Raw genomic sequence first — 13515 nt, 5'->3', positions numbered from 1 at the left:
CTGCGTCGAGTGAAAATACGTTGTTATGTAAATGCTGGATGGGGTATTGCATAGTCGTCCTAAATTATTAAAACTGCTTTCTAATGATATTTTTCTAAGCCTTATTGGGCATGACAAGCTCCTCCAAAATGTAAAAGGAGGTACTTTCGTGGTTTCGATAAGATTAAGCGGCTCTGTTGGTTTGGGCGGTAAAAATGTGGATTCTGATATTCGAACGGTGCAAAGGTCTATTAACCAATTGCTCGGCTCTTTAAAGGGAATAAAGGAGCTTAAAGTAGATGGGAAACTGGGCTCTAGACCTGAAAACTCCAAGACTGTCGCCGCAATCAAAGCTTTTCAGAAAAACCTTGTTGGAATAGCTCGTCCAGATGGAAGAATCGATGTGAATGGAAGAAGTCATCGTAAGTTGACACAGGCTATCACGGTTTTGAGCGCGAAGAAGTCTGTGCCTGTTTCATCCTCCCTCAAAATGAAGCTCAAGATTAAATTAGAGCAATATGAGGGAAGAGTTGAGCATATGTATTTGGATACCAGAGGTTATATAACTGTTGGGGTAGGTAATATGTTAAGTGACGTTACCGCAGCAACAAAGCTCCCGTTCGTTCACAGCTCTACAAATGAACCTGCTACTCACGAGCAAATCAAGGAAGAGTTTTTGCGTGTTAAGGCTCGACCTTTTGGTGAATCCGAGCCTGCTTCAAGGTTTAAGCCCTTTACAGTCCTCAAATTAACTGAAAGTGTGATGAACGAGTAGGTAGCACATCACATACAGTCTTTCGAAAAAGAGCTTAAGGTTATCTATGGAGATGAAGCGTTTACATCTTATCCGGACAACGTAAAGCTAGCGCTTTTTGACATGATATTTAATTTAGGTATGCCAAAACTTAAAGATACTTATCCAAAGTTTAATGGGCATATTCGAAACGGAAATTATCAGCAAGCCGCCCTCGAGTCGAAAAGAAATGGTGTACAAGCAGAAAGAAATGCTTATGTAGCAAACTTATTAAGGTCGCATTAATGAAATCACTCTTAATTTTACTAGGTTTATCTTCTTCTAGCTTATTAGCAAAACCAATATTGATAGAGCCTTTCTATAGCCCTTACAACAACTCTGATCGTTTTTTTGTCGAGAAAGTGATCTTCTTAACGCAGGACAATGTCAGAGCTGCTTATGGTGCAGAATGGTATTTTGAGTTCCCACTAAAGTCCCCATCTGGAGAAGTCTCAGTAGCTAAAAGTTGTGCAGAACTCGAGCAAAAAGGCAAAAAAAAATTTAGCGCAAAAATGGACTCAGAGTATTCTGCGTTAATGGCAACAAAAGTCTTATGTGAATCTTGGAAAGTGATGGGGGCTCTTAAACCATCTAATACTTCTTACATATCAGACAGCATCATTAGTGAGAGGCTGCCGGATATATCTCCGTCAGAGTTGAGTTTTATAATTTCTGATGAACAATTGAGAAAATCTAAAGAAGCACATCGATGGGCTGATATGGATAGAATCACTAGTTTTGAGCGATTGAATGACTTTCAGGCTGTATTTTACGATAACTCCGATGGTTACCAAAAAGTTACTCTTCTTGCGACCGGAGATTACAATGATGACGGTTTGGAAGATGTAATATTGTTAAAGGAAAACAGTGTGTTAAGCGGAAGCTATGGCTCTACGCATGGGTATGTTCTTTCAAGGCTTCACGAGAATGGGTCATATGAACTAATCAAAGAATGGTAATTGATTTTAGGTTTTCTATTTTTACTTAAATGTAATAGTGTTTTCTAATTCACCCTAATTATCTTGTTATTTGTAATCGATATAATAATCCACCTTACCACGGTAAGTAGATTTTCTCATTCAAGTAACGAGGAGGGCTTATGGCCGTAGGGTGGGCAAGTGACGATAGCGTTAGCCAACAAATTCAAAATACTATCGACGACGAGATTTCCCGTGTTCGTGGCAATATTAAACGGGGCGAAAGTGCTCACTATTGTGATGAATGTGGAGACGAGATACCTGAAGCGCGTCGAGTTGCAATGAAAGGTGTTCGTCTTTGTATCGAATGTCAGTCAACAATCGAATTGGTGTCTCAACGCCAAGCATTATTTAATCGACGAGCGAGTAAAGACAGTCAACTTCGATAGCTTTGCTGTTCTTGTAAATAAAGAGACGGTTTGAGTCTCATACTCAAACCGTTTTCGTGTTGAGTTGAACTATGAAGCGAAGCAGTCTTTACGTTGCAACGCTGCATCAATCGCATTAATTAGCTTTTCAATATCTTCTGGTTTGCTGATGAATGGCGGCATCATATAAATCAGTTTGCCAAATGGACGAATCCAAACACCGTGCTCAACAAACAGTGCTTGGATGGTTTCCATATTCACTGGGCGATGCGTTTCTACGACGCCAATGGCACCCAACCAACGGGTGTTTTTCACCAAGTCGTATTCTTCAAGTTTTGGCAGTAATTCAGAAAACAGCATTTCGATTTGCTGGGTTTGCTGCTGCCAGTCACCTTGTTCGATCAATTCTAAACTCGCCGTTGCTACAGCGCAGGCGAGGGGATTACCCATAAAGGTTGGTCCGTGCATGAAACAACCTGCGTCACCACCACAAACCGTGTCAGCGACATGTTTACTCGCCAGCGTCGCTGAAAGGGTCATGTAGCCGCCAGTGAGTGCTTTGCCGACGCACAGAATGTCTGGTTGAATATCTGCATGTTCGCAGGCAAACAATTTGCCAGTGCGTCCAAACCCTGTTGCGATTTCATCTGCAATCAATAACAAGTCATATTTATCACAAAGCCTACGAACGCCTTTGAGAAATTCTGGATGGTAGATACGCATGCCGCCCGCACCTTGAACGATAGGCTCTAGGATCACCGCTGCAAGCTCTTGATGGTGCGAGTCAATCTTGTGTTCAAAGTCAGCAAGGTCTTCTGGCTTCCACTCATCCCAATAACCACAAGTAGGTGACTGGGCAAAGATATGCTCAGGTAAAAAGCCTTTGTAGAGAGAGTGCATTGAGTTATCTGGATCGGTAACCGACATGGCTGCAAAGGTGTCACCGTGATAACCGTGGCGCAAAGTCAGAAACTTCGGTCGGCGTTCGCCCTTCGCATGCCAATATTGCAGAGCCATTTTTAAGCTAACTTCTACGGCAACGGAACCTGAATCGGCAAGGAATACGTGCTCAAGGTTATTTGGTGCGAGGGACAGCAACTTCTTACACAAACTAATTGCAGGCTGGTGGGTAATCCCGCCAAACATGACATGTGACACTTGAGCGATTTGCTGGTGAGCCGCTTGATTTAGGTGGGGATGGTTATAGCCGTGGATAGTCGACCACCAAGAAGACATGCCATCGACAAGCTCTGTCCCATCTTCCAATTTAATGTGTACACCATTTGCTGAGGCCACTGGGTAGCAGGTCAGAGGTGTCAACGTTGAAGTGTAAGGATGCCAGATGTGATGGCGGTCGAAGGCGAGATCCATGTTCTATTCCAATAGTTGTTAAGGTTAAAAAATAAACCAATGTAAACTTCGTTGTTTCTTGTTGTGTTGACAGTTTATCGAGACTAAGTAGACTGTCAACACAACAAAAAAGTGATTAAAGGAATACACGTGGAAGTTCGTCATAACTGGACGCATGCTGAAGTGCGCGATCTCATGGAAAAGCCATTCATGGATCTCCTATTTGAAGCGCAGCTTGTTCATCGTCAATACCAACAAACCAACCATGTTCAAGTAAGCACGCTTCTGTCGATTAAGACGGGTGCTTGTCCAGAAGATTGTAAGTACTGTCCTCAGAGCGCTCGTTACACCACAGACATCGAAAAAGAGCGTCTGATGGAAGTCGAACGTGTACTCGACGCTGCTCAAAAAGCGAAAAATGCAGGTTCGACGCGATTCTGCATGGGCGCAGCGTGGAAGAACCCGAAAGAGCGCGACATGCCGCATTTGACCGATATGATCAAAGGCGTAAAAGACATGGGTTTGGAAACGTGTATGACGTTAGGTATGTTAACGCCAGAGCAGGCGAAGCAGCTGGCAAACGCGGGTCTGGATTACTATAACCACAACCTAGATACGTCGCCTGAGTTCTACGGCAACATCATTACCACTCGTACTTACCAAGACCGTTTGGATACGCTGTCTCACGTTCGTGATGCTGGTATGAAGATTTGTTCTGGCGGTATCATCGGCATGGGTGAAAGTGCCAACGATCGTGCAGGTTTGCTGGTTGAATTGGCGAACCTTCCTACACACCCTGAGAGCGTACCAATCAATATGCTGGTAAAAGTGAAGGGCACACCGCTGGAGACTGTGGACGATGTTGAGCCATTCGACTTTATCCGCCTGATTGCGATCGCACGAATCATGATGCCTCAATCGGCTGTGCGTTTGTCTGCTGGTCGCGAAAACATGAACGAACAGATGCAAGCGCTGTGTTTTATGGCAGGTGCAAACTCAGTATTCTACGGCTGCAAACTTCTAACGACCCCAAACCCTTCTGAAGACAAAGACATGATGCTGTTTAAGAAGCTGGGTATTAACAGCCAAGAAGTGTCTCAAAAACCTGATGAAATCGAAGAAAACGAATTGCTGGATCGCGTGGTAGAGCGCGTTGCTGCACGTCCAACTAAAGACGATCTTTTCTACGATGCCAGCGTTTAAATCTCGAATCGAATCTGCTCTTTCTGCTCGTAAAGCGCAAGGGTTGAATCGTTCAATGAATGTGGTATTTGCCGGAAACCAATCGATTTTAGAACATGATGGCAGACGCTACATCAACTTCTCAAGCAACGATTATTTAGGCTTAGCCAATGATCAAGCGCTTGTACGTGCTTGGCATCAAGGTCTGAGCGTTTATGGCAGTGGCAGTGGGGCATCACCCATGGTCACTGGCTTCAGTGCTGCGCACAGCAACTTAGAAGCGGCGTTAACTGAATGGTTGGGCTTCGAGAGGGCGGTATTATTTGGTTCTGGTTTCAGTGCTAATCAAGCGTTGCTTTTTACCCTGCTAGAAAAATCAGACGTATTGATTCAAGACCGATTAAACCACGCATCTTTGATGGAAGCAGGCGCACTGTCAACGGCGAAAATGAAGCGTTTTAAGCACAATGACATTAAGCATTTAGAAACGCTGTTTACTAACGAAGGCAATCATCTGGTCGTGACTGAAGGTGTCTTCAGTATGGACGGCGATTGCGCGCCGTTGAAAGACATTGCGGAAGTAGCTCGCTTACGTAAAGCTTGGTTAGCAGTGGATGACGCTCACGGTATTGGCGTGCTCGGCGAAGCGGGTGGAGGCTCTTGTGAACTTGCTAATGTCAAACCAGAGATTTTGGTCGTGACCTTCGGTAAAGCGTTTGGCATGTCCGGCGCGGCGATTTTGTGTGATCAAGCAACGGGTGACTTTTTGACCCAGTTTGCTCGTCACCATGTGTATTCAACAGCAATGCCACCTGCGCAGGCCTACGCGTTGACACATGCGGTTTCTATGATTCAAGAGCAGTCTTGGCGACGCGAAAAGCTGGTGGAGCTAAATGAGGTTTATCAAACGAATCTAAGCGATCTGGATGGCTTTGTTGAAACAGGTACCCCGATCAAGCCATTTGTTATTGGCGAATCAGAACTTGCTTTGCAGGTTGCGAATGCTTGTCGACAAAATGGCATATGGGTCACCGCGATTCGTCCACCAACCGTTCCGAAAGGTACATCACGCCTTCGTATCACGCTCACTGCGAACCATAGTACAGAACAAGTTAAAACGCTTTCAATCGCATTGAAACAAGCATTAGGAGCGCTGTAATGGATAATGCCGAAAACATGGTGTTGGACAACGTACACCAAGACAAAGAGGCGATTGCTTCGTCTTTTGGCAAAGCGGCTGACACCTATGACAAACATGCGGCATTTCAACGAGGTGTTGGCCATCGTTTGTTGGAAAAGCTCCCAAGCGATCTTACCAACAAGCGCGTTTTGGACTTGGGGTGTGGAACCGGATATTTTTCTCAGCTATTGCTAGAGCGAGGCGCAAGTGTTGTTTGCGCCGATCTTTCGCAAGGAATGTTGGACAAAGCGCGCGAGCGTTGTGGTGACCATAATGTTCGTTATGTGGTAGCAGACGCGGAAAGCTTGCCATTTGAGGACGCTAGTTTTGACTATGTGTTTTCAAGTCTCGCGCTACAGTGGTGTGTCGATTTAAGTTATCCATTGAGAGAAATTCGCCGAATATTAACTGCTAATGGTAAAGGGTGCTTCTCAACACTAGTTGATGGCTCGCTATGCGAACTGCGCGATTCGTGGGCAAAAATTGACACATATCAACACGTGAATAACTTTATTACTCTCAATCAGGTAAAAATTGCGTTAGCGCAATCTCGATGCCATAACCATCATCTAGACTCGACCACCATCACAGTTTGGTACGACTCAGCATTTTCTGTTATGCGTGATCTCAAAGGTATTGGTGCAAATCACGTAAGCGGGCGCTCACATGGTCTAACAAGTCGTCGTACTTTGTTACAAGTCGAGCGCGCGTACCAAGCATTCAAAAACGATCAAGGTCTTCTACCTGCAACTTATCAGGTTTGTTTTGGAGTCATACATTTATGATTGATGCATTTTTTATTGCTGGTACGGATACTGATGTAGGCAAAACGGTGGCGTCGAAAGCCGTCTTGCAAGCACTCGCAGCAAAAGGACTAAATACCATTGGCTACAAACCAGTGGCTGCAGGAAGCGAAAAAACAGAGCAAGGTTGGCGCAATTCAGATGCACTGCACTTGCAAAAAGCCGCAACCTTAGAAGTGGCTTATGAAGATGTGAACCCATACGCTTTGGAATTACCAGCTTCTCCTCACATCGCAGCCAAGCACGAGCAGGTTGAAATCGAATACGATTTGCTGAGTGAAAAGCTCGCTCAACATAAAGAGCAAGCCGATGTTGTATTGGTAGAAGGTGCTGGTGGTTGGCGTGTTCCTGTGTCAGACACAGACAGCTTGTCTACTTGGGTACAGCAAGAGCAGCTACCAGTGGTACTTGTCGTGGGTATTAAACTGGGTTGTTTGAGCCACGCTTTATTAACGGCGGAAATCATCAAAGCAGATGGTCTAAACCTAGTGGGTTGGATTGCGAACCGAGTTAACCCAGGCACAGAACATTACGCGGACATTATTGAAATGCTTGAATCGCGCATCGATGCACCGAAGTTAGGCGAGATCCCTTACATTCCAAGTGCGAAGCGCAAAGAGTTGGGTAAATACATTAACGTTGAGCCATTACTGAACATCGATTAAGAGCATTTCTTGTAAACGTACTCAAAACCAAAGGGCTGCAATTTGCAGCCCTTTCTATTGGTGTAGCTTATCTATTGGTGTAGCTTAATAAGATTACTGCTACTTTTCTTGGCTAAGTCCCATCAACGCTTGCTGTGTCTCAGCAACACGTTTAGACAAGTGATGATCGGTTGAAATACCGAGTTGCTGTTTGGCCTCATCCTCTGAGATCCCTAGGTGACAACGTAGTAAATCGATAGCCATTTGATAGTCGTTAGTTTCTACCATGATATTTCCCTCAAGACATGGAAGTTTCGAGCTTCAATAACGCTCTTAGAGCGTGCTCTGTTTTGTTCATCTCGCTTGAATCTAGCATGTTCATTTGTCATCACAATAAGACCAAAGTCTATACTTAGCCTAAGGTGCTGTTTTTAGGTTGGTAACTTGTTTATGATTTTTCAGTCTCGAAAACAAATGTTGCAATTTATTGCTTAACCTTGTTTTTATCGCGGATAGACTATATCTATAACGCAACGGAGCACGAAACTAAGTGGAATCGGCTTTTACAGCGTTTGATTTCCCTTAAAAGATGTTCCATATAACAATCCGTTTTAAAAAAACGATAAGCTTCCTCGGAGAAAAGTAATGAAGCGAATTATGTTATTCCTAGCAACTAACTTAGCTGTTGTGCTGGTTCTTAGTGTTGTTCTGAATATTGTTTACGCGACCACTGGAATGCAACCAGGCAGTCTGTCTGGTTTACTTGTCATGGCAGCTGTATTTGGCTTTGGTGGCGCATTGATTTCGTTAATGATGTCAAAGGGCATGGCACTACGCTCAGTTGGCGGCATGGTGATTGAAAGCCCACGTAACGAAACAGAGCATTGGTTGCTTGAGACGGTAGGCCGTCAAGCGCAACAAGCGGGCATTGGTATGCCAACAGTAGCGATTTATGATTCTGCAGACATCAACGCATTCGCGACAGGTGCTAAGCGTGATGATTCACTGGTTGCTGTATCGACTGGTCTTCTACACAACATGACGCGTGATGAAGCTGAAGCCGTTCTGGCGCACGAAGTGAGCCACATTGCGAATGGCGACATGGTCACGATGACGCTAATGCAAGGTGTTGTGAACACGTTTGTTATCTTCCTATCGCGTTTTATCGCCAATATCGTGGCATCGAACGACGATGAAGAAGGCCAAGGCACGAACATGATGGTGTACTTTGGTGTGTCTATGGTGTTGGAACTTGTCTTTGGTTTCTTAGCAAGCTTCATCACTATGTGGTACAGCCGTCACCGTGAATTTCATGCCGATGCAGGTGCAGCGCGCTTAGTAGGTAAAGAGAAAATGATTGCTGCTCTTGAGCGTTTGAAGATGAGCCAAGAATCGAAACTCGATGGCACAATGATGGCGTTCGGTATCAACGGTAAGCAGTCTCTAACAGAGCTACTGATGAGCCACCCACCACTAGATAAACGTATTGCGGCCCTACGCAACCAGTAATACGACTTGCATAGTTTTTTGAAAAGGCTTGGTTTTTACCAAGCCTTTTTTTTGCCTGATGATCGCTCACCAATTTGATTACGTACTACTTTCTAAAAATCAAAGCGCAGAAACAAAGTTATACAAGTTTTTTTTTGTACAACTTTTTCTAATTAGTCTATCTTGTACATATAATACTTTTGTACAACCATCAGTGACATTTGGGAGTGAAAGAATGGACATACAGTCGGTTGGAGACATTTACCAGAAGCTTAACAAAGCGAACCTGCATCTTCTGAAAGACGTTTATCACCAAGATGTGGTGTTTGAAGATTCGGCTCATCGCTTAGAAGGACTGCCTGCTCTTTCTGATTATTTCCAGTCATTGTACGAGAATGTGATTCGCTGTGATTTCATCATCCATGATCATCAGCAGGTTGGGGACACGGGTTTCCTGACTTGGACTATGGATCTTCAACATCCGAAATTACACAAAGGGGCTCCAATCGCTGTGAGCGGTGTTTCCCACATGAAGTTCTCCGATGGCCAAGTCATTTATCACCGAGATTATTTTGATTTGGGTGAAATGCTTTATGAGCATTTGCCTCTGCTTGGCTCTGTCATCAAAACCATTAAGCAAAGGTTGGGGCGATGAACAGTGTCGTTTTAATTACGGGGGCGACCTCCGGGATAGGTAAACAGCTGGCTCTCGACTTTGCTGAGTCTGGTTCGCGTGTCATCGCATGTGGACGCAATGAAGCTGTACTTGCCGAGCTAGCGGCAACTTCTTCATCTATTGAAACGCTGAAGTTTGATGTAACCGATTATGAGGAGACGAAGCGAGTACTGTCTTCGCTTAAGACGATTCCAGATACATGGATCTTCAACGCGGGTGATTGCGAATACATGGATGATGGCATTGTAGATGCGCAACTTATGGCGCGCGTGATGAATGTTAATGTCGTAGGTGTAGCTAACTGTATAGAAGCTTGCCAACCGTATTTTCAGCGAGGGCACCGCGTTGTCATTGTTGGCTCCATTGCCTCCGAAGTCGCGCTGCCAAGAGCGGAAGCGTACGGCGCGTCAAAAGCGGCAGTGAGCTACTTTGCGCGCACGCTCGCTGTGGATCTTAAGAAGAAAGGCATCAAAGTGATTACTGTGTTTCCTGGGTTTGTTGAAACGCCCCTAACGGATAAAAACACCTTTGAGATGCCTATGATCATTTCAACCAAGCAAGCGTCTCAATTATTGAGAAAGCAGCTAGCGGCGAATAAAAGCCACATTTATTTTCCGGCGAGATTTACAGGCATTCTCCGCTTTATCTCGTTGCTTCCATACAGTTGGCAAGCAAGGCTGACGGCTAAACTCGTATCTTAAAAGGAAGAAGCATGAAAATCGCTATTGTAGGCACTGGAATTTCTGGACTGACATGTGGGTACTATCTGCACCAACAACACGATATCACTTTGTTCGAAGCCAACGATTATATTGGTGGCCATACGGCGACGGTTGATGTACGTGTCGGGAATGAGGATTATGCGATTGATACAGGGTTCATTGTATACAACGACCGTACATATCCAAATTTTATCAAAATGATGAATGAAATTGGCGTGGAAGGTATTCCGACGCAAATGAGTTTCAGCGTGAGAAACGATGGCAATGGTTTGGAATATAATGGCCACACATTAACAACATTGTTCGCACAAAAGCGAAATTGGCTTAATCCAAAATTCTATCGCTTTATTCTTGAGATTTTACGCTTCAATAAACTAGCAAAAGCGTCTGCTACTGAGCAAATATCGAGTTCTCAAACGCTGGGTGCATTTTTGGATGAGCACCAGTTTAGTGATTTCTTTTCTGACAACTATATTCTGCCAATGGGCGCGGCGATTTGGTCATCTTCCCTCGCTGATATGCGTGCATTTCCATTGATGTTCTTCTTACGTTTTTTCCTCAATCACGGTTTGTTAGACGTGATGAATCGTCCGCAATGGTATGTTATCAAGGGTGGTTCACGTGCTTATATTCCATCTTTAACGCAAGGGTTTGCAGATAAGATTCGACTGAATAGTCCGGTTGAAAAAGTCGTTCGCAGTGAACAAGGTGTAGCGATTTATGCAAATGGGCAGTGTGAATGGTTTGATGAAGTCATTTTTGCTTGCCATAGCGACCAGGCTTTAGCAATGCTCAGTGATGCCTCGTCATGTGAAAACGACATTTTGTCTAATATGGCTTACCAAGCAAATGATGTGGTTCTTCACACTGACACGAGTGTATTACCGAAACGAAAATCTGCATGGGCATCGTGGAACTATTTGCTGGAAGGAGGCGAAGAGGAGCTGCAACGATTGCCGTCCCTGACGTACAACATGAACATTTTGCAGCATATCGACTCTTCACACACATTCTGCGTCACCTTAAACCGTACTGAAGATATCGACGAGAACAAGATTCTGCGTCAGTTCACCTACCATCACCCTGTCTTTACGATGGAGTCTATCGCTGCCCAGCAACGCAAAGAAGAAATACAAGGAGCTCAACATACGTGGTTTTGTGGCGCTTATTGGTACAACGGATTCCATGAAGATGGCGTGCGCAGTGCTTTGGATGTTGTGAAAGGAATTGCCGCTAAACATAACGAGAAAAGTGACACACTTTATGAACAAGGTGCTGCGTAATATGAGTATCCCTTCTCACAGTCAGTTATTTATAGGCAATGTAAGACATCGTCGTTTTACGCCCGTTAAGCACGAGCTGAATTATTCAATGTTTATGCCAGCGATTGATTTGGATGAAATTGGCTTACTTGAGAAAAAAGTTTGGGGCTTTGGGACTCGCTGGTGGCATTGGGCTCGATTCAAACGTGATGATTACCTCGGTGAAGGGAGTTTGAAAAAAGCGGTGCAAGATAAAGTCGCAGAACTTACGGGCGTACGTTGCAGCGGCAAAGTACTGGCTGTCTGTCACTTGCGTTATCTCGGGCTTTATTTTAGTCCAGTGAATTTTTACTACCTGTATGACCAAAAAGGTGAATGGCAATATCTTCTCGCCGAAGTCAGCAATACACCTTGGAATGAGCGCCATTATTACGCGATAGCGGCTGACCCAAAGGATGAAGATTTTGGTTGGGAGCAAGACAAAGCATTCCACGTGTCACCGTTCAACCCGATAGACCAATTGTACCGCTGGAAAATAAAGCCGCTTACAGACAAGTTAAATATCCATCTTGAATGCCATAAAGGTGAAAAACACTTCGACGCCACAATGGCTATGAAAGCACAGCCATTTTCCAGTGGTTCTTTATTGAAGTGCTTGATCGGAACACCAATTCAAACAGTAAAAGTGATGGTTGGAATATACTGGCATGCGTTGAAGTTATGGATTAAAGGTGCGCCGTTTTATTCTCACCCTAAATATTTGGCGTCCAATGAAAGTCAAGCCTCTAGCGACAAATCAGATAAGAAAAATAATAAGCACAAGGAGAATTCTGCATGTTAAATACGACTTCTATAACATTGCCGGGCAAACTGACGACGACTCAGAAAGCGGCTCGCGGAGTTATTTTTCAATGTCTGCAAAAGATGGAAATGGGTTGCTTAACCATTATTGAATCGTTTCATACCGAGACAAAGGAGCGCAGTGAACGTTTTACTGCGCCAAACGGGGAATATAGTGGCCAACCTGTCGTTGCGACCATTGAGGTTAAGCACCCAGGTTTTTACTCCAGAATATTACAAGGCGGTAGCATCGCTGCCGGTGAGGCGTACATGGATGGCTGGTGGGACAGTCCAGATTTAACTGCGTTGATGAAGCTGATGGCGCTAAATATGCGGGCCCTTGATAAGCTTGAGGAGCAGGGTAGTTGGCTTACCAAGTTACTTTATAAGTTTAGCCATTGGACGAATCGAAACTCGAAAGAAAACTCTCGGAAGAACATCCATGCTCATTACGATTTAGGCAATGATTTGTATGAAGCTTTTTTAGATACCAACATGCTGTACTCATCAGCGCTTTACCACACAAGTGCCGACTCCTTAGAGCAAGCTCAAATCAATAAAATGGAACGCTTGTGCCAGCAGTTGGATCTTCAATCTACCGACCATGTGATTGAGATTGGAACAGGGTGGGGTGCGATGGCGATATACATGGCTGAGCAATACGGTTGCCGCGTGACAACAACGACCATTTCGGAAGAGCAGCATGAGTATGCTCGACAGCAAATCGTACAACGAGGTTTAACCGATCGAATTACTTTACTTAAAGAAGACTACCGTAACCTTTCCGGGGCGTTCGATAAATTGGTTTCTATCGAGATGATTGAAGCCGTGGGGAAACAGTTCTTAGCTTCCTACATCAAAAAATGCGAGTCGTTATTAAAACCTAGCGGCCTGATGGCTATCCAAGCGATTACGATTGCGGATCAGCGCTACGACTATTACAGCAACAATGTCGATTTTATTCAGAAATACATTTTCCCTGGTGGTTTCTTGCCGTCGGTGACGTCTTTGACACAAGCGACCACTAAGCACAGTGATTTGGTGGTTCGTGATTTGTTTGACATCGGCCTAGACTACGCAAAAACACTGAATGAGTGGCATCGCCGTTTTAACCGCGCAGAGGATGCTGTGCGAGGGTTTGGGTACGATGACCGGTTTGTCCGCATGTGGCGTTATTACCTTAGTTATTGTGAAGGCGGTTTTCTTGCACGTACGATCAGCGCCGTTCACATGACTTTCCAGCGCCCATAA

15 protein-coding genes are annotated in these 13515 nt (G+C 44.6%); 13 read left to right on the top strand and 2 right to left on the bottom strand.

Annotated features, from left to right (window positions below; all coding sequences use genetic code 11):
- Positions 1-46 precede the first annotated feature (46 nt).
- The 3 genes from ACF8EG_RS21780 (at position 47) to ACF8EG_RS21770 (ending at position 2138) form a co-directional block, all read left to right on the top strand.
- A complete protein-coding gene (locus ACF8EG_RS21780) occupies positions 47-754 on the top strand; it encodes a peptidoglycan-binding protein (RefSeq protein ID WP_237772596.1) in 708 nt (235 codons plus the stop codon).
- A 263-nt stretch (positions 755-1017) separates the two neighbouring features.
- Entirely contained in the window at positions 1018-1731 is a 714-nt protein-coding gene (locus ACF8EG_RS21775) for a hypothetical protein (RefSeq protein WP_020903989.1), read from the top strand.
- A 140-nt stretch (positions 1732-1871) separates the two neighbouring features.
- The gene (locus tag ACF8EG_RS21770) at positions 1872-2138 is read left to right on the top strand and encodes a DksA/TraR family C4-type zinc finger protein (protein WP_025796319.1); all 267 of its coding nucleotides are present in this window, start codon (positions 1872-1874) and stop codon (positions 2136-2138) included.
- Between the two features lie 69 nt (positions 2139-2207).
- On the opposite strand, the gene bioA is transcribed toward ACF8EG_RS21770, so the two are convergent.
- A complete protein-coding gene (bioA, locus tag ACF8EG_RS21765) occupies positions 2208-3488 on the bottom strand; it encodes an adenosylmethionine--8-amino-7-oxononanoate transaminase (protein WP_069505001.1) in 1281 nt (426 codons plus the stop codon).
- 129 nt (positions 3489-3617) lie between these two features.
- On the opposite strand from bioA, the gene bioB reads away from it, so the two are divergent.
- The 4 genes from bioB to bioD are packed head-to-tail and all read left to right on the top strand — an operon-like array spanning position 3618 to position 7297.
- On the top strand, positions 3618-4670 hold the full coding sequence (gene bioB / locus ACF8EG_RS21760; RefSeq protein WP_005495747.1) for a biotin synthase BioB: 1053 nt from the start codon (positions 3618-3620) through the stop codon (positions 4668-4670).
- On the top strand, positions 4657-5808 hold the full coding sequence (gene bioF / locus ACF8EG_RS21755; protein ID WP_069505003.1) for an 8-amino-7-oxononanoate synthase: 1152 nt from the start codon (positions 4657-4659) through the stop codon (positions 5806-5808). The genes bioB and bioF overlap by 14 nt, the downstream gene beginning before the upstream one ends.
- On the top strand, positions 5808-6614 hold the full coding sequence (gene bioC / locus ACF8EG_RS21750; protein WP_065788052.1) for a malonyl-ACP O-methyltransferase BioC: 807 nt from the start codon (positions 5808-5810) through the stop codon (positions 6612-6614). Before bioF ends, bioC begins: the two co-directional genes overlap by 1 nt.
- Positions 6611-7297 carry a dethiobiotin synthase gene (gene bioD, locus ACF8EG_RS21745; protein ID WP_005460040.1) on the top strand — a complete coding sequence of 229 codons (687 nt, stop codon included), beginning with the start codon at positions 6611-6613 and terminating at the stop codon, positions 7295-7297. The genes bioC and bioD overlap by 4 nt, the downstream gene beginning before the upstream one ends.
- A 99-nt stretch (positions 7298-7396) precedes the next feature.
- Here the strand turns inward: bioD and ACF8EG_RS21740 are convergent, their stop codons facing one another.
- Entirely contained in the window at positions 7397-7564 is a 168-nt protein-coding gene (locus ACF8EG_RS21740) for a hypothetical protein (RefSeq protein WP_005459995.1), read from the bottom strand.
- Between the two features lie 357 nt (positions 7565-7921).
- On the opposite strand from ACF8EG_RS21740, the gene htpX reads away from it, so the two are divergent.
- The 6 genes from htpX (at position 7922) to ACF8EG_RS21710 (ending at position 13515) form a co-directional block, all read left to right on the top strand.
- Positions 7922-8785, top strand: a complete 864-nt coding sequence (gene htpX, locus ACF8EG_RS21735; RefSeq protein ID WP_005459987.1) for a protease HtpX — start codon at positions 7922-7924, stop codon at positions 8783-8785.
- 214 nt (positions 8786-8999) lie between these two features.
- Positions 9000-9419, top strand: coding sequence for a nuclear transport factor 2 family protein (locus ACF8EG_RS21730; RefSeq protein WP_031850281.1), 420 nt, complete (start codon positions 9000-9002; stop codon positions 9417-9419).
- The gene (locus tag ACF8EG_RS21725) at positions 9416-10141 is read left to right on the top strand and encodes an SDR family oxidoreductase (protein WP_020840375.1); all 726 of its coding nucleotides are present in this window, start codon (positions 9416-9418) and stop codon (positions 10139-10141) included. Before ACF8EG_RS21730 ends, ACF8EG_RS21725 begins: the two co-directional genes overlap by 4 nt.
- Positions 10142-10152: 11 nt before the next feature.
- Positions 10153-11445, top strand: a complete 1293-nt coding sequence (locus ACF8EG_RS21720; protein WP_069505005.1) for an NAD(P)/FAD-dependent oxidoreductase — start codon at positions 10153-10155, stop codon at positions 11443-11445.
- A 1-nt stretch (position 11446) separates the two neighbouring features.
- Positions 11447-12265: a DUF1365 domain-containing protein gene (locus ACF8EG_RS21715; RefSeq protein WP_069505007.1), complete on the top strand. Its 819-nt coding sequence runs from the start codon at positions 11447-11449 to the stop codon at positions 12263-12265.
- Positions 12259-13515: a cyclopropane-fatty-acyl-phospholipid synthase family protein gene (locus ACF8EG_RS21710; protein WP_069505009.1), complete on the top strand. Its 1257-nt coding sequence runs from the start codon at positions 12259-12261 to the stop codon at positions 13513-13515. Before ACF8EG_RS21715 ends, ACF8EG_RS21710 begins: the two co-directional genes overlap by 7 nt.

The organism is Vibrio sp. YQ_11 (assembly GCF_043103065.1).
GTDB classification, from domain to species: Bacteria; Pseudomonadota; Gammaproteobacteria; order Enterobacterales; family Vibrionaceae; genus Vibrio; species Vibrio parahaemolyticus.
The sequence above is the reverse complement of the archived record's forward strand: the minus strand, read 5'-3'. Positions and strand labels throughout refer to the sequence as shown.

Coding starts and splice junctions, on each gene's coding strand:
- bioD (WP_005460040.1), top strand. CDS start 6,611: ATGATTGATGCATTTTTTATTGCTGGTACGGATACTGATGTAGGCAAA.
- ACF8EG_RS21715 (WP_069505007.1), top strand. CDS start 11,447: ATGAGTATCCCTTCTCACAGTCAGTTATTTATAGGCAATGTAAGACAT.
- bioF (WP_069505003.1), top strand. CDS start 4,657: ATGCCAGCGTTTAAATCTCGAATCGAATCTGCTCTTTCTGCTCGTAAA.
- htpX (WP_005459987.1), top strand. CDS start 7,922: ATGAAGCGAATTATGTTATTCCTAGCAACTAACTTAGCTGTTGTGCTG.
- ACF8EG_RS21770 (WP_025796319.1), top strand. CDS start 1,872: ATGGCCGTAGGGTGGGCAAGTGACGATAGCGTTAGCCAACAAATTCAA.
- ACF8EG_RS21775 (WP_020903989.1), top strand. CDS start 1,018: ATGAAATCACTCTTAATTTTACTAGGTTTATCTTCTTCTAGCTTATTA.
- ACF8EG_RS21710 (WP_069505009.1), top strand. CDS start 12,259: ATGTTAAATACGACTTCTATAACATTGCCGGGCAAACTGACGACGACT.
- ACF8EG_RS21730 (WP_031850281.1), top strand. CDS start 9,000: ATGGACATACAGTCGGTTGGAGACATTTACCAGAAGCTTAACAAAGCG.
- ACF8EG_RS21725 (WP_020840375.1), top strand. CDS start 9,416: ATGAACAGTGTCGTTTTAATTACGGGGGCGACCTCCGGGATAGGTAAA.
- bioA (WP_069505001.1), bottom strand. CDS start 3,488: ATGGATCTCGCCTTCGACCGCCATCACATCTGGCATCCTTACACTTCA.
- bioC (WP_065788052.1), top strand. CDS start 5,808: ATGGATAATGCCGAAAACATGGTGTTGGACAACGTACACCAAGACAAA.
- ACF8EG_RS21740 (WP_005459995.1), bottom strand. CDS start 7,564: ATGGTAGAAACTAACGACTATCAAATGGCTATCGATTTACTACGTTGT.
- ACF8EG_RS21720 (WP_069505005.1), top strand. CDS start 10,153: ATGAAAATCGCTATTGTAGGCACTGGAATTTCTGGACTGACATGTGGG.